Below are 18,248 nucleotides of genomic sequence, written 5' to 3'. Positions count from 1 at the left end.
ACATTTCTAATTTTAAACAGAAAAGAAATGCAAAAACTAACCAATAAAGAAGAAGAAATCATGCATATTTTATGGAAGCTGAAAAAGGCTTTTGTAAAAGAAATTCAAGCAGAGATTTTAGAAGATCAGCCGCATTACAACACTTTGTCTACCATTGTTCGTAATCTGGAAGAGAAAGGTTATGTTGCGCACAATGCTTTTGGAAATACACATCAATATTATCCAGCGGTAAGCATTGAAGATTATCGAAATGGCTTCATGAGTACTGCAATAGATAATTATTTTAATAGTTCATACAAAAGCATGGTTTCTTTTTTTGCTAAAGAAGAGAAAATTTCAGCGGATGAACTACGCGAAATCTTAGATATGATCGAAAATCCAAAAGAAGGTAAATAATCAGAATACTATGGAAGCACTTTTCATTTTTATCTTAAAATCAAGCGGGTTATTAGCAATGTTTTATTTTGCTTACATTTTTTTACTTCGTAAAGAGACTTTTTTCAACAGCAGCCGATGGTTTTTAATTGCCGGATTAATTACTTCTGTTATACTGCCTTTTGTAGTTTATACTAAAGTAATATGGATTGAAGCACCTCCTGTGCCCTCTCCTGCTCCGGTAATTACAACTACGGCAAATGTTATAGAAAGCATTCCGACTTCAAATCATGATATAGTTGCTTATAAGCCTCAATATAGACCGACAACCCTAGCCGTTGTTGAGAAAGAAAATTTTGAAATTAATTGGAGTTTGGTTTTAACTGCTGTTTACGGAATTGGCTTTCTGGCTTTTATGATCAAATTTGCTCTTGATTTTTACAGCTTAAATACTGTTTTAAAAGGAAAGAAAATTGAACAGCAAGATGATTTCAAATTTATTGACATCAAAGAAAACATTGCTCCTTTCTCCTACTTTGACTACATTGTATATAACTCATCACTATATACAGCAGCAGAATTAGAGAATATTTTAGAACATGAAAAAGTGCATAGTAATCAAAAGCACACTGTCGATGTTTTGATTTCGAGAATCTTTTGTATCCTATTTTGGTTTAACCCAATTGTGTGGCTTTATAAAAAAGCTATTTTGCAAAACCTCGAATTTATCGCCGACAGTGAGGCTTCTAAGAAAATTGCAGACAAGAAAGCCTATCAGTACACACTTTTAAAAATCACAACGCATGAAACTTGCGTTGCAATCACCAATCATTTTTATCAATCATTAATCAAAAAACGAATTGTCATGTTAAACAAAAATCAATCAAACAAAAGAAATTACTGGAAATATTCGGCAGTAATTCCTGCTCTTGGTGCATTTGTTCTTTTATTCCAAATAAGGACTATTGCGCAAGAAAAAAAACAAAATGAAGCTGCAGTTACGCAAAGAGATACCATCAAAGATTCTGAGGAAACCATCAAAATAACAAAAAACACTACTGACAAGGAACTAAACGAACTTCCTGGGAAATTAAAAACCAACCATAATCTTGATGTTGTAATTTCTGATGTAAAAAGAAATACCAAAGAAGAATTAACCGCGATTCAGATCAATGTAAAATCAGACTCTGGCAAAAAACAGACTATAAAAATCGACGGAGACGAAGCTATCAAAGATTGTGAATTAGCCATTGGAACCGATGAAAATGGAGCAAAATCTATCAACATTAATAGTGACAGAAATTTTAAAGCACCATTAATAATTAGAAACGAAAGGGTTATTGTTAGAAATCACGGAGAATCTGATGTTGTTGCTCCAGTACCTCCAACACCACCAGTATTTCCTACTGGACCACTGCCAGTAGCACCGACAGTAGATATGTCAAAAATGCCTAAGCCTCCTGCTGCTCCAAAAAATCCAAAGGATAAAGTAGCAATGCAGAAGTTTGAAAAAGAAATGGAGGAATTTGAAAAGAAAATGGAAAAATTTCAGCCAAACATTGATGCTATGACTGCTTACGGAGATGCTGTTAGCGAAATTATGTCTAAGCGTGAAGCTATTTATGAGAAAGAAATGGCGAAGTATGAGATTGCAATGGAAAAATTCAATGCTAAAATGGAAAAATTCAACTATGATTTTAAATTTAGCTTTGGAGATGATTCTAAGGACTACGAAAGTAATATGAAGCAATACGAACAAGACATGAAACAGTATGAGCTTGATATGCAACAACATGCGAAGGACATGAAACAACATGCAAAAGACATGAAACAACACGAGAAAGACATGAAACAGCATGAAAAAGATATGAAAGAAATGGAAAAACAAAATAAAAAAGCATAACCGTATCATTTTAAAACATAAAAAAACCAGTGCTCAAACACTGGTTTTTCTTTTTAAATTTGTCATCAATAAAGCAAGATGGATAGAAGCTCCCAAAAAAGCTATGTACCAAGGAAACAGATGCTAACGAAAACCTGATTCTCAAAATTTAAATACTTTATATTTTACTCCCAAAAGACTTTGTTTCAGCAACAAGGTCTTTTTTGTATCTTTGCAGAAACAAATCCACTATGTATAAATTATTAGCCAAACTAAATAAACTACTTTTGCCAAGCTTTACCAAACAAGGTCTAGATATTTCGAAAGCTAAGAAATGGCAAATGGCAATTATTGGTTATCGAGCCTATGTTACAAAAAAAGCTTTAGGCAATTAATTTAGAATACATTTTATTTATCCGGCAGAGGCATATCTTTTTAGGATTCTGCCATACTTTTTATGAAAAACAGAGACATAAGCTTATCTCCTGTTCCAGCAGTATTATTAGCAATTATCAGTGTACAATTCGGAGCCGCGATTGCAAAGACACTTTTCCCAACAATCGGAGCAGCAGGCACAGCATCCATGCGTATTGGCATTTCGGCAATAATTTTATTATTTGCTTATCGAACTAATTTAAGAACTATAACAGCAAAACAATGGAAACTTGTAATTCCTTATGGTTTATCATTAGGAGCTATGAATTTGATCTATTATTTGGCCATAGAAAGAATTCCAATTGGATTAGCAGTAACCCTAGAATTTGTTGGGCCATTAATACTTGCGATAGCAGGTTCTAAACGTTTGGTTGATTATTGCTGGGTATTACTTGCTGCAATCGGTATTTTGTTAATTGCTCCATGGACAAATAACCGTTTAGATCCTATTGGAATTTTATGTGCTCTTTTAGCAGGAGCTTTCTGGAGTGCGTATATTGTTTTAGGAGGCAAAGTCTCTAAAATTATGAATGATGGAGACGCTGTAACTATAGGAATGTTGTTTGCCGCACTTTTAGTTTTGCCTTTTGGTTTACTAGAAAACGGATTAAATAATCTAACACCAAAACTTTTCGGAATGGGCATTGCTCTTGCCCTTTTATCAAGTGCAATTCCGTTTACTTTAGAAATGAAAGCATTGGGTAAACTTCCACCTCGAACTTTTAGTATTTTAATGAGCTTAGAACCAGCGGCAGCTTCTATCTGCGCTTTTATTTTTCTTAAAGAGAGTTTAAATTTCTACGAAATTCTAGCTGTAGTCTGTGTTGTTATCGCTTCTGCAGGAAGCACTTTAACCGCAAAAAAATAGTTTAAAAAAAATCTCAAAACTAAAATTCCAAATTCCAAATTCCACGTTTTACATTGGGATTTGGAATTTTAGTTTTTGAGATTTGGACTTATTTATTTTTTAGGAAGCAAAACAGCATCTACAACATGAATAACACCATTTGACTGATTCACATCTGCAATGGTAACTTTTGCTTTATTACCATTCTCGTCAGTAATATATAAGTCTTTTCCTTTCATCCAAGCTGTGAATGTTCCTCCATTTACTGCTTTGATAGTTGCTTTTCCTTTACCTTCTTTTATTGCTTTTGCAATATCTGAAGCATTCCACTTTCCAGAAACAACATGATAAGTCAAGATGTTTTGAAGCATTTTTTTATTCTCTGGTTTAAGTAGTGTTTCAACGGTTCCTTTTGGCAATTTATTAAAAGCTTGATTTGTTGGAGCAAAAACGGTAAAAGGACCTTTTCCTTCTAAAGTCGTAACTAAATCGGCCGCTTTTACTGCAGCAACCAAAGTCGTGTGATCTTTTGAATTAACGGCATTTTCAATTATGTTTTTATTTGGATACATCGCCGCACCACCAACCATCACCGATTTTTGCGCATTTGATGTAAATGCAAATCCTAAAGCTAAAACTGCAAGAGCTAAAAATTTTCTAGTTTTCATGTTAAATGATTTTTAAGTTATAAGGTCATTTACGGGGATAAAGTTGTTTTGGTTTTCTTTGAAAAAACACTTTTAACCGAAAAATGGTAAATTACCTCTAAAACATTCCTGAAAACAAGCCTTTACAGATCAAGATTTTTTCAGAAAATTACAAGAATACACTAATATTATTTAGATTTTATTATTAAATTTAAAATCAAAACAACATCATCATGAATAATCTTCCAAAAAAAGTTCGAAGTAAAAAGCTAAATTCAAGGGTAGATTTAACAGCAATGGTTAGTGTCTCTTTTTTGCTGATTATATTTTTTATGCTTGTTGGTGAATTATCAAAATCTAAAGGAATGGATCTCGCTTTGCCTGAAAAAGATACATGTAGATGGAGCCATGCATGCATCAAAGCTGATCGGGTCTATACCATATTATTAGACAAAAACGATAAAATAATAACTTATTCTGGAATGTTAGAATTTCCAATGGAGGCGCCAAAGGAATTTAAATCTGGAAAAAATGAAATCCACCAAGAACTGTTTCGTAAAAAGAAAGAAGTTCATATTTATATGGTTTCAGTAGGAAAACCAATGAATGGAGTAATTGTAATAATAAAGCCGAGTAAAAAATCAAACTATGGTAATTTAGTAAATATACTCGATCTAATGAAAGTTGCTAATATTGAAACGTATTCAATAGTTGATGAATTTAGTGCAGCAGAATCAAAATTATTAGCTTCAAATTAATAACTAAGTCTTATGAAAAACCTACCTAAAAAAGTCAGAAGCAGAAAGTTAAATTCAAGAGTTGATTTAACGGCAATGGTCAGCGTTTCTTTTTTGCTGATTATATTTTTTATGGTTGTTGGGGAATTATCTAAGCCAAAACTTATGGAACTATATTCTGGAAGAGGAGGTTGCGGTCCTGAGCCTGAATGTAATAAATCTGACGAAAATATTGTTTTAACTTTATTGCTTGATAAAAACGACAAAATAATAACTTACCATGGATCACTAGCATTTCCTATACAAGCCCCAAAAGAAGTTAACTATGAGAAAAATGGAATACGAAAAGAACTAATTGAGAAAAATAAAATGGTTTTAGAATATTCAGCAAGACTTGGCAAACCAGGAAGAGGAGTTACAGTCATTATAAAACCAACAGAAAAATCTAATTATGGAAATCTTGTAGATATATTAGATGAGATAAAAATGGCTAATATAACTTCTTATGCAATTGTCCCTCAGTTTACGCCAGAAGAATCAAAATTACTAGCCTCAAATTAATAACTAAGTCTTATGAAAAACCTACCTCAAAAAGTCAGAAGCAGAAAGTTAAGTTCAAGAGTTGATTTAACTGCAATGGTTAGCGTCTCTTTTTTACTGATTATATTTTTTATGGTCACAATAGAGTTGCGAAAAAACAAAGCTATGTATTTAAGTCTACCAGATTATGATGCATATACATGTGTGTGGACAGGTGGCTGCGGAGAAAACCGATCCTATACAATTTTACTAGGGGATGATGATAAATTAGTATCTTATATGGGATTGCTAGAAGTCCCTAAAATTGCTCCAAAAAAATTTGGATATGGAAAGAGCGGAATAAGACAAGAGCTATTAAAACAAAATAAAAAAATGCTTAATTATTCTGCTCAATTAGGAAGACCAGGACAAGGAATGGTAGTTATTATTAAACCTAGCCAAAAAAGCAATTTTAAGAATTTAGTTGACATTTTAGATGAAATGGCAATTGCAGATATAAGTGCATATGTAATTGTAAATGACTTTACACCAGAAGAAGCTAAATTATTAGCATCAAAATAAAAGAAATCATTTTCAAAAAGGTTCGCGACTCTATTTGAATTGACAACCGAAAAACAACTTGAAACAAAAAAAAGTCCCACAGAAATATGGGACTTTTTTTAATTCTTAATAAACTTCATACTTGAGCTTCCTTTATCTGATTTTACTCTTATAAAGTAATTACCAACTCTAAGCTTTGAAATATCAATATTAGAAATTGTTTTTGCGTTTGGAATTGCAATTACTAGTTGTCCTAAAACATCATAAATTTCAAATGACTGTATATCTATATTTTCAGTTTTTGAAATATTTAAAATCTGATTACTCGGATTTGGATACAAAACAAAGTATTTAGAAAAATCAAAATCTTGGGTCGTCAAAGTATTTTTAAATGTAGAAGTTGCTTTGTTGGTTAAAATTGGAAAATTATAATCGAAATAAATATTCGCATCATTAATAAACGAATCTCCAACTTTCAATGTCGGCTTTGTTTTTATTTTAAAAGAGATATATCCATCGTTATTAGCATCATCAAAAGGAAGATTAATATTTTCAAATACAAACTCCACTTTATTTCCTTCTGAAATTTTAGCAACAAAAGGATGACTTGAGCTTGTTGGAATTAAAGTAGAAATATCAAATTTGCTCAAATCAATCATATCCTTCACTACGATGTTTTGTGCTGAATACGTACCTGTATTTTCAAAACGAATCATATAATGAATATACTCGCCTATTAAACTTGATGTAATTACAGAGCCTTCTAAACAAGTTTTATCGTTTGGATCATAAGAACCAACCACAGTCTGATTTAACGTAAAAGTATTATCAAAAGGCGTTTCATCTATATCTGGTGATGAAATTATGGCCGTAAATTTTAAAACATCTCCATTATTAACGGCTGGGATTTCTGTTGGTTTGTTTAATTTTAGCGTTAAAGTAATTTCTTTGCTTTCAAAAGGCCTTAAATTAATAAAATTCCAAGTAATCTGATCACCATTCTGATTACTTGTAGTTGTATTAGAAAATACATAATTTAAGATTTTACTATTAAAATTAAAACTAACAGATCCTGATTTTACTTTATTACCTTTATTTTTAAATACAATTTTATAAGTGGAGTCAAAACCAGGTACAGCATTTGAAATTGGCAACAATGTAATTTCTAAGTCAGAATGATTACCCACAGGTGTAAGGCAAAAGTTTTGTATAAATGGAGTTGTTTGATTAGGAAAACTAACATTAAACTGGCTAGGAGAAACTAAAAAGTAACTTGGATTTTCAATTACAGGGACTACAGAATAATCACCTGGAGATAGAGAAATAGAATAATTTCCAAAAAGATTTGAAATGAATTTTTCTGTAACATTTTTTGTAGATACAACTTTTAACTGAAAGTTAGGATAATCAAAATCAGACAAATCGCATCCATTGTTATCACTATCAAATTTTGCATTACCTTTCATTTCATAATTATCACCACCACGCGAAAATGAACAATAAGAATTGATTACAATCTTACTTTTATCTCCAATATCTACTGCGCGATCTATAGCGTTACCCGTAAAAACATCAAAATTTCTCTTTCCTTCTTCAATACAAACGTATTTTAAGTTTGGATTGTGATCTAAATTAACATTCCAGCCCATTTCCAGTCCATTCTTGAAAAACAATGAAGTCAACTTGTTATATGTACAATCAACTATATTAAGTTTAGTATTTGAAGAAATATCTAATGTAAGCAACTGATTATTTCTACAATTTAAAGTAGACAACTTTTTTAGTTTGCTTAAGTCTAAGCTTTCAATTTTATTCTCGAGACAGAAAAGTCCGTCCAGATTTGATAAATCTTGTAGATTAAGCGTTCTGATCAAATTTCTGTCAAAAGTAAGAATTTCAAGATTTTTAAGTCCAGAAAGATCTATATTTTCTATCTGATTATCATCAAAATATAGATGTTTTAATTTTGATAAATTAGAAACTTTAAGTGATTTTAATTCATTATTAGTACAAATAATTCTTTCAAGTTCTGTTAAATTTGTAAAATCATATGAAGTAAATTTATTATATGCACCATTTATTTCTTTTAGTTTAGATAATCCACTATAATTAAAGGATGAAAGGTTCAGATTATTTGTGAAAGCTAAATTTTCAAGATTAGATAATCCATGTATTTCCAGTGAAAGTAGTTCTTTGTTCTTGTCGCAGGTAAATTTAATAAGATTTGGAAGATCTCTTAGATTTATACTGGTCATTTTACTTTCTTTTATTGTCAAATTTTTCAATGATTTGAAATTTGAAATACCTTCAATAGATAAAAAATCAGTAGATGCTAAATACAAAGAAGTAATATTTGAAATTTCACTCATTTCAATTTCTCCATCATTATTCGCATCAATTTTAATATAATTACCATTATCATCACTTGCTATAGTAGCTCCATAACTTGTAAGTAATAACCACGATTTAAATTTAGGATCAGGAAAATTAATTATTTGAGATTGTAAATGATTAAAAAAGCATAAAGCTATAAGCAAAAAGTAAAGTTTCTTCATATGTGATATTTTCATACAAAAATAACTTTTTGAAGGAATAACACAATTTTTTTTACTAAGATGTCGTAAATCAAAAACTTTTATACAAAAAAAGTCCCACATTACTGTGGGACTTTCTATTTAGAGGAAACTAAGAATTATTTTTTCTCAGTTTTTTCCATTTTAGCTTTTAAAGCAGCTAATACATCATTGTTGTCACCTAAAGTCGCAGCTGGTGCGTTTGTAGATGCAGATGTAGTAGTTTCAGCAGCAGCTTTCACGTTTTTCTCTTCTTCTTCACGGAAGATAGCAGTGTGAGAAGCAACTACTCTTTTGAATTCTTTGTTGAACTCGATTACTTTGAAATCAGCAGTATCACCTTTTTTCAATTTCTTTCCGTCTTCTTTTTCAAGGTGACGAGTAGGAATGAAAGCAACGATATCATCTCCGAATTCTACAGTAGCTCCTTTGTCAACGATTTCAGAAATCTCACCGTTGTGGATAGTTCCTACAGCGAAAGAATCTTCGTATTGATCCCAAGGATTAGCAGTAGTTTGTTTGTGACCTAAAGATAATTTACGTCCTTCAACATCTAATTCTAATACTACAACATCAAGTTTTTCTCCAACATTTACAAACTCAGATGGGTGTTTAATTTTCTTAGTCCAAGAAAGATCAGAAATGTAGATTAATCCATCAATTCCTTCTTCTAATTCTACGAAAATACCAAAGTTTGTGAAGTTTCTAACGATACCTGTATGTTTAGAACCTACTGGGTATTTAGAAGTAATGTCAGTCCATGGATCTTGAGTCAATTGTTTGATACCTAATGACATCTTACGATCTTCTCTGTCAAGAGTTAAGATAACTGCTTCAACAACATCTCCAACTTTCACGAAGTCCTGAGCAGAACGTAAGTGAGTTGACCATGACATTTCAGAAACGTGGATTAAACCTTCAACACCTTCAGCAACTTCGATGAAAGCACCGTAATCAGCGATTACAACTACTTTACCTTTAACTTTATCACCAACAGTTAAGTTAGCATCTAAAGCATCCCATGGGTGAGCGTTTAATTGTTTCAATCCTAATTGAATTCTTGTTTTCTCATCATCGAAATCAAGGATTACAACGTTTAATTTTTGGTCTAATTCAAGAACTTCACTTGGGTGGTTGATTCTGCTCCAAGAAAGGTCAGTAATGTGAATTAATCCGTCAACACCACCTAAGTCAATGAACACACCATAAGAAGTAATGTTTTTAACAACACCTTCTAATACTTGTCCTTTTTGTAATTGACCGATGATTTCTTTTTTCTGTACTTCAATATCAGCCTCGATAAGTGCTTTATGAGATACAACAACATTTTTGAATTCGTGGTTGATTTTTACCACTTTGAATTCCATCATTTTGTTTACATATACATCATAGTCTCTAATTGGCTTAACGTCAATTTGAGATCCAGGTAAGAACGCTTCGATACCGAATACGTCAACAATCATACCTCCTTTAGTTCTACATTTAACAAAACCGTTAACGATTTCTCCAGTTTCATTAGCTGCAATAACTCTATCCCAAGATTTGATAGTACGTGCTTTTCTGTGAGATAATACTAATTGACCTGTTTTATCCTCACGGATGTCGATTAATACTTCTACTTTGTCACCTACTTTTAAGTTTGGGTTGTAACGAAATTCGTTTAAAGAAATAACACCTTCAGATTTAGCATTGATATCAACGATAACGTCTCTATCTGTAATTCTAACTACAACTCCTTCAACTACTTCTTCTTGATCTGTAGCGATGAAAGTTTTTGATACTAGTTCTTCAAACTCTTGTAAGTTTTTTTCATCTACTGCATCGATTCCTTCTTGGAAGTTGTGCCAGTTAAAATTTGCTAAAAACTCTTCTTGTGATTTTGTTTGTTCAGACATGCTGATAAAAAAATTTGTATTCTGTTTTTCTCGAGTTTCTCTATGCGATAGAAAATACAGAAGTTGTTTTACATAAATGGTTGATTCCTAATGGAAACTCTTCTCTGCCAAAAGGACTGCAAAATTAATACATTTTTCTGAATTAACAAAACAAAACCGATATGATTATCAGCCAATTGTTTAAGAAGCAGAACAATTTAGCTTTTTCATCACGTTTAGTCCCGCTATCCGCTACAATCTTTTATGCCTCCCGATAGCTATCGGGACCGCTATAAAAGGATTTCCACTTCTATCGGGGCTAGATTAGGAAGTCTCGTTTTCATTAGAACCTTGAAAAGCGAAACCCGACAGGCTTTAAAAACCTGTCGGGTTTACTATGTGTAACTATCTTTGTCAAAATTCGAAAAAATTATCAAAGATTATTTTTCAATCTTAATGACTCAAATTTTCAATTTCTTTCGGATCATGTTTGTGTTTAAACAAAATGGCAAATGCTATTGCAATAACCAATGCATAAGCCGCAAACGACAACCAGATCGTATGCCAGTCTTTCATTAAAACTGGATTTGCAAAAATTCCGTCTGCAGAAATTGAATTTCCTTGACTTTTTACAAATTCTACCATCTTTTCGTTTGAAGCATCTGTTTGTAAAAATCCAGCTAATTCTGCTGTATTAGCAAATGATTTTGTAAAAAAACGATCAATTGCCCAACCAGAAGTCAAACTTCCTAAAACCGCTCCTACTCCATTGGTCATCATCATAAATAAACCTTGCGCAGAAGAACGAATTTTAGAATCGGTATTGCTTTCTACGAATAAAGAACCCGAAATATTAAAGAAATCAAATGCCATTCCGTAAACGATACAAGAAAGGATAATCATCCATAAACCATTTACAGGATCTCCAAAAGCAAACAATCCGAAACGTAAAACCCACGCCAACATACTAATAAGCATCACTTGTTTGATTCCGAAACGTCTTAAGAAAAACGGAATCGCTAGAATAAACAAAGTCTCAGAAACCTGCGAAATCGACATAATAATAGTCGAATATCTAATTACAAAAGAATCCGCGTATTTTGGAAAATGTTTAAATTCATCTAAAAATACATCTCCATAAGCATTTGTCAATTGAAGCGCTCCTCCTAAAAACATAGAAAAAACAAAAAACAAAGCCATTTTGTAGTTGGCAAACAATTTGAAAGATTCTAGTCCGAAAGTTTCAATCCATGTTGCATTTTCTTTAATCAAACGCTGAGGCTCACATTTTGGCAATGTAAAAGCGTAAAAGCCTAAGATTAAAGCTCCAACTCCAGCAATATAAAATTGATATTCTGTAGCTTTACTTCCACTCAAATTTGTAATCCACATCGCTACAATAAAACCGATTGTTCCCCAAACACGTATTGGCGGAAAATCTTTTACAATGTTCTTGTTATTTAATTTAAGTGAAGTATAAGATATTGAGTTACTTAATGCGATTGTTGGCATATAACAGCACATTGCCAAAAGCATTACAATAATAAAAGTATCTGGCGTTGTAACTTGTGCAATTCCAAATAAAACAGCTGCATATAAAATATGAAGGATTCCATACAATTTTTCAGCGTTTACCCATCTGTCGGCAATAATTCCGGTTAATGTAGGCATAAATAAAGAAGCAATTCCCATGGTTCCAAATACTAAACCAAATTGTGTTCCTTCCCAATTTTTGGTTCCAAACCAATAATTTCCAATTGTTATCAGCCAAGCTCCCCAAACAAAAAATTGAAGAAAGCTCATAAAGATTAACCTGTTTTTAATTCCCATATAGTGAAATTGTCTTTAAAGTAAAAAATGAAGCGGTAAAACTACCATTAAAAATAATATCTACAAAAAATTATATTGTTTTAACAACATCATTTACCAATTCTAAAACAGCGGCAAATTGTTCCTCTTTATTTAAGTAAGAATTATCAATTTCAATTGCATCATCAGCAATTATTAAAGGAGAATCTGCACGGTGAGTATCTATATAATCTCTATCTACAACATTTTTTAAGACTTCTTCATAAGAAACGTTATCACCTTTTTGCTGTAATTCATCAAAACGTCTTTGTGCACGTGTTTCTGCGCTGGCAGTCATAAAGATTTTAAGTTCAGCATTAGGAAAAACCACGGTGCCAATATCACGACCATCCATAACAATAGATTTATTAGTTCCCATTGCCTGCTGCTGTTCTACCAACTTGGCACGAACTTCTGAAACTGCCGCTACAGTGCTAACAAAATTAGAAACTTCGATAGTTCTAATTTGCTTTTCGACATTTTCACCATTCAAATACATTTCTGCAAAGCCCAAATCAGCATTAAACTTAAATTCTAATGTAATATCAGACAAGGCTTCAACCAAAGCTTCTTTTTTAAAGAAATCGGCTCCTATAAGATTATGCTGCATAGCAAAAAAGGCAACCGCACGGTACATTGCCCCTGTATCTACATACACATATTCCAGTTCTTTTGCTAATTGTTTTGCTAAAGTGCTTTTTCCTGTAGATGAAAATCCGTCGATTGCAATGGTAATTTTTTTCAATTTCTTATTTTTAAATTTTTATTCTTTTAAAACCTTTATGTTTTTAATAATAAATACTCATTAAAATATCTGATTTAGAACCATCAATTAATCTTGCTATTCTTTCAAAGTATTTTTTATTAACCATAGGGCAGCCATAACTATTGCAAATGTAGCCATCTTTCTCTTCATACGGAACATCATAATAATAATGAAAAACAATATCCCGTTTGAAAGCATTATTATTTGTCTCGTCTAACCCATACAATCTATAAGCCTTTCCAAACTTTCCATAATAATGATTTCCGATAGAATACCTTCCTAATGAAGTGCTTAATGAATTTGGAACATTGCTAAAGAGAAGTTTTCCTTCTTTCCCTGTTTCAGAACCAGATCCATGCGCAACCAAACCTTTGTCTATAATTTTATTTGTATTTAAATTATAAACAAAAAAACGATTCTTCCCTGAAGGAATCTTCATATCTATCAAGAAAACAATTTTATCATTGCATTTTGGATTCTTACGAATTAGCTCTTTAATATCAGCAACATGAGCTTCAATTCTTTTATACTCAGAAGACGATAAATCAACTTTATTTTTATCAGAAACTATAAAATAAACAAATAGAATCGTAAAAACAAGAAGGGATATGATAATTACTTTTTTCATTGAATGATTACTATATAGTTATTTTCCTCTTAATTAAAAAAAGTTTTTGATTCTGTAAAAAAAACTAATTACAATACATAAAACCAAAAAGAATAGTTTTATGCAATTATTGAAAATTTAAGGTTAAACCAAAAAGACTTGTATTTGCCGCGAGAGTATATCTAGAATACGAATAGTTAAATTTTAGTTTATTCATTCTTAAACCAAATCCCAACGAAACTCCAGAAAAATTACGTTGTTCTTCTACCCTTAATTCTTCTCCCCTTCTAAAGTTATACCCGATACGAAAATTGAATGCTTTTTTAGGAAAAAGCTCCACTCCAAATGCAACGTGTCTTAAAGCATTGTTTACAAAAGAAACCTTTTCTGGACTTGTTGTTCCATCTATATTAGTTTCTCCACGATTGGGATTAGAAAAAGAAATATTCCATTGCTGTAAATTTTCTAGCGAAAGATGCCAGCGAATGGGCACATGCTCTAATTCTTGTGAAATACCGGCTACGATTTCAAAAGGAAGATTTTCTTTGATTCCTGAATAAGTCGTAAACTGCGTTCCCATATTTCTAAACACAAGAGCAAAATTCAGATCATTCATTTCATTTACATACAAGAAACCCAAGTCAACAGCACCACCTATCGAATTATAGCTTTCTAGTGACGAAGTAATCAATTTGGCACTTGCGCCAATGTAAAAATCGGTATAAGGAACATTGTAGGCATACCCAAGTGATAATGCGCCTTCGCTTCCTGTAAAATTAGAAGTAGCCTGACCATTTTCGTCATAACCTTCAAATGTACCGTAATTCACATAAGTAACGCCGGCATAAAAAGTCTGAACATGGCGATCATAAGTATAAGCATACGACGCAGTACCATAAGAGGCCTCACCATAATAACTTCCGTAATTTAGTGCTAAATGATTATCCATATCTGCGTTTATTAACGCGGGGTTTGACATGGCCTGATTTATATCATCGTCATATATCGTAATTATATCTCCTCCTAATGCCGCTTGCCTTGGCGACGTAGTAAGATTTAAAAATTGATAAGTGTAACGCCCACCGACCTGTCCGAAAGAAAACGAACAAATTAAGACAGTAAAGAATAAAACAACTTTTGTGAGCATTTGTTTTGGGCGTACGTAATATGGGCATAACGCAACTGCAAATATAAAATTATATCACTCTTAAAATAATGTGAAATAAAAAAAATCCAAATCCCAATCATTAAAATTGGAATTTGGATTTTATATAGTATGATTTAAAATTTTTATTTCAAATCTTTCGCATTTTTAACTTTTTGATCTGTCAAAGCTATTGCTAAAACTTCACTCATTTCTTTTACATAATGAAAAGAAAGACCTTCTAAGTACTCTGCTTTAATTTCATCAATATCACTTTTGTTTTCGTGGCAAAGAATGATTTCTTTAATTCCGGCTCTTTTGGCTGCTAAGATTTTTTCTTTAATACCACCAACCGGAAGTACTTTTCCGCGTAGAGTGATTTCTCCTGTCATTGCCAAGCTTTTCTTTACTTTTTTCTGAGATAAAAGCGAAACTAAAGAAGTAAGCATTGCAATACCGGCACTTGGCCCATCCTTTGGAGTTGCCCCTTCTGGAACATGTAAATGGATATTATATTTCTGAAACAATTCTGTACTAATACCTAATTTCTTAGCATTTGCTTTAATATATTCTAAAGCAATTGTAGCAGATTCTTTCATTACAGTTCCAAGGTTTCCTGTAATAGTTAAAGCTCCTTTACCTTCAGAAATTAAAGATTCGATAAATAAAATATCTCCTCCAACACTTGTCCAAGCTAAACCAGTTACAACGCCAGCAACATCATTATTTTCGTATTTATCACGCTCTAATCTTGGTACTCCTAAAATCGCTACAATATCTTCATCTGTAACTTTTTTGTTGTACTCCTCTTCCATTGCAACAGATTTTGCTGCATTACGAATTACCTGAGCAATTTTAGTCTCTAAATTACGAACACCAGATTCTCTTGTGTAACCTTCAATGATTTTTTCTAATTGCTTTTTGCCAATAGTCAAATCTTTTGCTGTTAAACCGTGAGCTTCTAATTGTTTTGGAAATAAATGTCTTTTTGCAATTTCAACCTTTTCTTCAATAGTGTAGCCTGACATTTTAATTACTTCCATTCTGTCACGCAAAGCTGGTTGAATTGCGGCCATATTATTTGAAGTCGCAATAAACATCACTTTAGATAAATCATATCCCATTTCAAGGAAATTATCATAAAAAGAACTGTTCTGTTCTGGATCTAAAACTTCTAATAAAGCTGAGGACGGATCGCCGCTATTACCATTTGACAGTTTATCAATCTCATCTAAAATAAATACAGGATTTGAAGTTCCTGCCTTTTTCAAACTCTGAATAATACGTCCAGGCATTGCTCCAATATAGGTTTTTCTATGTCCGCGGATTTCAGCTTCATCACGTAAACCTCCTAAAGAAATACGAACATATTCGCGTCCTAAAGCTTCCGCCACAGAACGACCAATAGAAGTTTTACCAACTCCTGGAGGCCCAGTTAAACATATAATTGGCGATTTCATGTCATTTCGCAATTTTAAAACTGCCAAATGCTCAATCATTCTTTTCTTTACTTCATCAAGTCCGAAATGATCTTTATCTAAAACTTTTTGCGCGTGTTTTAAATCGAACTTATCTTTAGAATATTCACCCCAAGGCAACTCTAAAAACAGCTCCAAATAATTACGCTGAATACCAAAATCAGGCGATTGTGGGTTCATGCGACGCATTTTAGACAATTCTTTTTCAAAATGTTTCTGCGTTTTTTCGTCCCATTTTTTAGTTTTCGCCTTCTGCCCCATTTCGTCCATTTCCTCTTCCTGAGAAACACCACCTAATTCTTCTTGAATGGTTTTCATTTGCTGATGAAGGAAATATTCTCTTTGCTGCTGGTCTAAATCAAAACGGACTTTTGATTGAATGTCATTCTTCAATTCTAATTTTTGAAGTTCAACATTCATATAACGTAAAGTTTCTAAAGCGCGCTCTTTTAATCCGTTTATCGATAAAAGACCTTGTTTTTCTTTTACTGATAAATTCATGTTAGAAGACACAAAATTGATTAAAAATGATTGGCTTTCAATGTTTTTAATCGCAAATGTAGCTTCCGAAGGAATGTTTGGACTTTCTTTGATAATTTGAATCGCCAATTCTTTTACTGAATCTAAAATAGCTGTAAACTCAGTATCATTTTCGTCTGGGCGTTCTTCTGCAACTTCTTTAATTGTTGCTGTCATGTACGGATCTTCTAAAACAACTTCGTCAATCTCGAAGCGCTTTTTTCCTTGAAGAATAACTGTTACATTTCCATCAGGCATTTTTAAAACACGTAAAATACGTGCTACAGTCCCTACTTTGTGAATATCATCTTTTGACGGATCTTCATCTTCTTCATTAATTTGAGATACTACACCAATAATTTTTCCTCCAGCGTTAGCATCATTAATTAGTTTAATCGACTTGTCTCTTCCTGCAGAAATCGGAATTACAACTCCTGGAAACAATACAGTATTTCGTAAAGGTAAAATTGGAAGCGAAATAGGCAGTTCCTCATTATTCATTTCCTCCTCGTCTTCTGGCGTCAATAATGGAATTAATTCTGCCTCTGAGTCAAATTCTTGAAGTGACAGATTGTCAATAGTAAGTATTTTATGGTTTGACATAATAAAATATAAGTCGTTTTGTCATTAAAATTGTTATGCTATCTGTAAAAGGAGTATTGCTTATTGAAGGTTTTACTGAAAACAGGTTTCGTTTTTCAATTACAAGATAGGGCATAAAAATAGACAATCATTATGCCAAAAGCAAAAGAAGTCAGTTCTAAAAAATTATATTTTCACTTTCTGTCTAATGAAATTAAAAAAAAATAAAATTAATTTTATAAAAGTGTAACAAATAAAAAAAAGTAAAGTCATTACTAAAAACCAAAAGCCACTACTTGAATACAAACAACCAAAATATCGAAGAACTGATTGCGCTTTGTAAAAACAATAATCAGAAAGCGCAATTTGAAATATACAATCGCTATTGTAAGGCGATGTATAATGTGGCTTTTCGTATTGTAAAAGACGAACATTTTGCACAAGACGTCATGCAAGAAGGTTTCTTAAAAGCTTTTACAAAAATCAATGACTATAAACAAGAAGTGGCTTTTGGAGCATGGTTAAAAAAAATAATCATCAATTATAGCATCGATTTTTACAAAAAAAACAACTCTTTTCAAGTAGAAGACTTAAGCAAACAGCTTTATAAAATCGAAGAAAATGATGGAATTGTTTCTGAAAATATTGACTTAAACTCTCTAAAAGTAAAACAGGTTTTGGATACCATTCTACAGATGAAAGATAATTACAGAATGGTGCTGACACTTTTTTATATAGAAGGTTATGATCAGGAAGAAATCTGCGAAATTTTAAACATCACATACGCAAATTGCAGAACAACCTTAAGTAGAGCCAAAGATAGTTTGAGAAAAAAATTGGAAGAAATATAAAAT

16 protein-coding genes are annotated in these 18,248 nt (G+C 32.1%); 8 read left to right on the top strand and 8 right to left on the bottom strand.

Annotated elements, in window-relative coordinates; all coding sequences use genetic code 11:
• Positions 1-27 precede the first annotated feature (27 nt).
• The 4 genes from AC5ZCW_RS00160 (at position 28) to AC5ZCW_RS00145 (ending at position 3,560) form a co-directional block, all read left to right on the top strand.
• Complete coding sequence (locus AC5ZCW_RS00160; protein ID WP_281632698.1) at positions 28-396, top strand: BlaI/MecI/CopY family transcriptional regulator; 369 nt, start codon at positions 28-30, stop codon at positions 394-396.
• Positions 397-406: 10 nt separating this feature from the next.
• A complete protein-coding gene (locus tag AC5ZCW_RS00155) occupies positions 407-2,278 on the top strand; it encodes a M56 family metallopeptidase (protein ID WP_496117086.1) in 1,872 nt (623 codons plus the stop codon).
• Positions 2,279-2,508: 230 nt separating this feature from the next.
• Positions 2,509-2,652, top strand: a complete 144-nt coding sequence (locus AC5ZCW_RS00150; protein WP_111368963.1) for an SsrA-binding protein — start codon at positions 2,509-2,511, stop codon at positions 2,650-2,652.
• Between the two features lie 62 nt (positions 2,653-2,714).
• Positions 2,715-3,560: an EamA family transporter gene (locus tag AC5ZCW_RS00145; RefSeq protein ID WP_496117084.1), complete on the top strand. Its 846-nt coding sequence runs from the start codon at positions 2,715-2,717 to the stop codon at positions 3,558-3,560.
• A gap of 92 nt (positions 3,561-3,652) precedes the next feature.
• On the opposite strand, the gene AC5ZCW_RS00140 is transcribed toward AC5ZCW_RS00145, so the two are convergent.
• On the bottom strand, positions 3,653-4,207 hold the full coding sequence (locus tag AC5ZCW_RS00140) for a fasciclin domain-containing protein (protein ID WP_496117082.1): 555 nt from the start codon (positions 4,205-4,207) through the stop codon (positions 3,653-3,655).
• Positions 4,208-4,419: 212 nt separating this feature from the next.
• Here AC5ZCW_RS00140 and AC5ZCW_RS00135 point away from each other — a divergent pair, with 212 nt between their 5' ends.
• From AC5ZCW_RS00135 to AC5ZCW_RS00125, 3 genes are read left to right on the top strand one after another with little or no spacing between them, the layout of a single operon-like run.
• Positions 4,420-4,944, top strand: a complete 525-nt coding sequence (locus AC5ZCW_RS00135; protein ID WP_496117080.1) for an ExbD/TolR family protein — start codon at positions 4,420-4,422, stop codon at positions 4,942-4,944.
• Between the two features lie 12 nt (positions 4,945-4,956).
• Complete coding sequence (locus AC5ZCW_RS00130; protein WP_496117078.1) at positions 4,957-5,484, top strand: ExbD/TolR family protein; 528 nt, start codon at positions 4,957-4,959, stop codon at positions 5,482-5,484.
• A 12-nt stretch (positions 5,485-5,496) separates the two neighbouring features.
• Positions 5,497-6,024, top strand: a complete 528-nt coding sequence (locus AC5ZCW_RS00125; RefSeq protein WP_496117076.1) for an ExbD/TolR family protein — start codon at positions 5,497-5,499, stop codon at positions 6,022-6,024.
• A gap of 98 nt (positions 6,025-6,122) precedes the next feature.
• Here AC5ZCW_RS00125 and AC5ZCW_RS00120 read toward each other — a convergent pair whose 3' ends face one another.
• The 7 genes from AC5ZCW_RS00120 to lon all read right to left on the bottom strand — a co-directional run bounded on the left by AC5ZCW_RS00120 (position 6,123) and on the right by lon (position 17,415).
• Complete coding sequence (locus AC5ZCW_RS00120; protein WP_496117074.1) at positions 6,123-8,573, bottom strand: DUF7619 domain-containing protein; 2,451 nt, start codon at positions 8,571-8,573, stop codon at positions 6,123-6,125.
• A 122-nt stretch (positions 8,574-8,695) separates the two neighbouring features.
• Positions 8,696-10,471, bottom strand: a complete 1,776-nt coding sequence (rpsA, locus tag AC5ZCW_RS00115; protein ID WP_111376332.1) for a 30S ribosomal protein S1 — start codon at positions 10,469-10,471, stop codon at positions 8,696-8,698.
• A gap of 432 nt (positions 10,472-10,903) precedes the next feature.
• A complete protein-coding gene (locus tag AC5ZCW_RS00110; RefSeq protein WP_496117071.1) occupies positions 10,904-12,280 on the bottom strand; it encodes a nucleoside permease in 1,377 nt (458 codons plus the stop codon).
• Between the two features lie 70 nt (positions 12,281-12,350).
• Positions 12,351-13,043, bottom strand: coding sequence for a (d)CMP kinase (gene cmk / locus AC5ZCW_RS00105; protein ID WP_496117069.1), 693 nt, complete (start codon positions 13,041-13,043; stop codon positions 12,351-12,353).
• A 43-nt stretch (positions 13,044-13,086) separates the two neighbouring features.
• Positions 13,087-13,692, bottom strand: a complete 606-nt coding sequence (locus AC5ZCW_RS00100; RefSeq protein WP_496117067.1) for a murein L,D-transpeptidase catalytic domain-containing protein — start codon at positions 13,690-13,692, stop codon at positions 13,087-13,089.
• 106 nt (positions 13,693-13,798) lie between these two features.
• Positions 13,799-14,818, bottom strand: a complete 1,020-nt coding sequence (gene porQ, locus AC5ZCW_RS00095) for a type IX secretion system protein PorQ (protein WP_496117065.1) — start codon at positions 14,816-14,818, stop codon at positions 13,799-13,801.
• A gap of 143 nt (positions 14,819-14,961) precedes the next feature.
• Entirely contained in the window at positions 14,962-17,415 is a 2,454-nt protein-coding gene (gene lon, locus AC5ZCW_RS00090) for an endopeptidase La (RefSeq protein ID WP_496117063.1), read from the bottom strand.
• 275 nt (positions 17,416-17,690) lie between these two features.
• Between lon and AC5ZCW_RS00085 the strand changes: the two genes are divergently transcribed.
• Positions 17,691-18,245, top strand: a complete 555-nt coding sequence (locus tag AC5ZCW_RS00085) for an RNA polymerase sigma factor (protein ID WP_281632712.1) — start codon at positions 17,691-17,693, stop codon at positions 18,243-18,245.
• Positions 18,246-18,248: the final 3 nt, after the last annotated feature.

The organism is Flavobacterium sp. PLA-DH12, from assembly GCF_059511845.1.
This window is presented reverse-complemented; position numbering and strand designations above follow the sequence as displayed.

What these genes read in the sequence shown, in the direction of transcription:
- AC5ZCW_RS00160 (WP_281632698.1), top strand. Translation starts at nt 28, where the DNA reads ATGCAAAAACTAACCAATAAAGAAGAAGAAATCATGCATATTTTATGG.
- AC5ZCW_RS00155 (WP_496117086.1), top strand. Translation starts at nt 407, where the DNA reads ATGGAAGCACTTTTCATTTTTATCTTAAAATCAAGCGGGTTATTAGCA.
- AC5ZCW_RS00150 (WP_111368963.1), top strand. Translation starts at nt 2,509, where the DNA reads ATGTATAAATTATTAGCCAAACTAAATAAACTACTTTTGCCAAGCTTT.
- AC5ZCW_RS00145 (WP_496117084.1), top strand. Translation starts at nt 2,715, where the DNA reads ATGAAAAACAGAGACATAAGCTTATCTCCTGTTCCAGCAGTATTATTA.
- AC5ZCW_RS00140 (WP_496117082.1), bottom strand. Translation starts at nt 4,207, where the DNA reads ATGAAAACTAGAAAATTTTTAGCTCTTGCAGTTTTAGCTTTAGGATTT.
- AC5ZCW_RS00135 (WP_496117080.1), top strand. Translation starts at nt 4,420, where the DNA reads ATGAATAATCTTCCAAAAAAAGTTCGAAGTAAAAAGCTAAATTCAAGG.
- AC5ZCW_RS00130 (WP_496117078.1), top strand. Translation starts at nt 4,957, where the DNA reads ATGAAAAACCTACCTAAAAAAGTCAGAAGCAGAAAGTTAAATTCAAGA.
- AC5ZCW_RS00125 (WP_496117076.1), top strand. Translation starts at nt 5,497, where the DNA reads ATGAAAAACCTACCTCAAAAAGTCAGAAGCAGAAAGTTAAGTTCAAGA.
- AC5ZCW_RS00120 (WP_496117074.1), bottom strand. Translation starts at nt 8,573, where the DNA reads ATGAAAATATCACATATGAAGAAACTTTACTTTTTGCTTATAGCTTTA.
- rpsA (WP_111376332.1), bottom strand. Translation starts at nt 10,471, where the DNA reads ATGTCTGAACAAACAAAATCACAAGAAGAGTTTTTAGCAAATTTTAAC.
- AC5ZCW_RS00110 (WP_496117071.1), bottom strand. Translation starts at nt 12,280, where the DNA reads ATGGGAATTAAAAACAGGTTAATCTTTATGAGCTTTCTTCAATTTTTT.
- AC5ZCW_RS00100 (WP_496117067.1), bottom strand. Translation starts at nt 13,692, where the DNA reads ATGAAAAAAGTAATTATCATATCCCTTCTTGTTTTTACGATTCTATTT.
- porQ (WP_496117065.1), bottom strand. Translation starts at nt 14,818, where the DNA reads ATGCTCACAAAAGTTGTTTTATTCTTTACTGTCTTAATTTGTTCGTTT.
- lon (WP_496117063.1), bottom strand. Translation starts at nt 17,415, where the DNA reads ATGTCAAACCATAAAATACTTACTATTGACAATCTGTCACTTCAAGAA.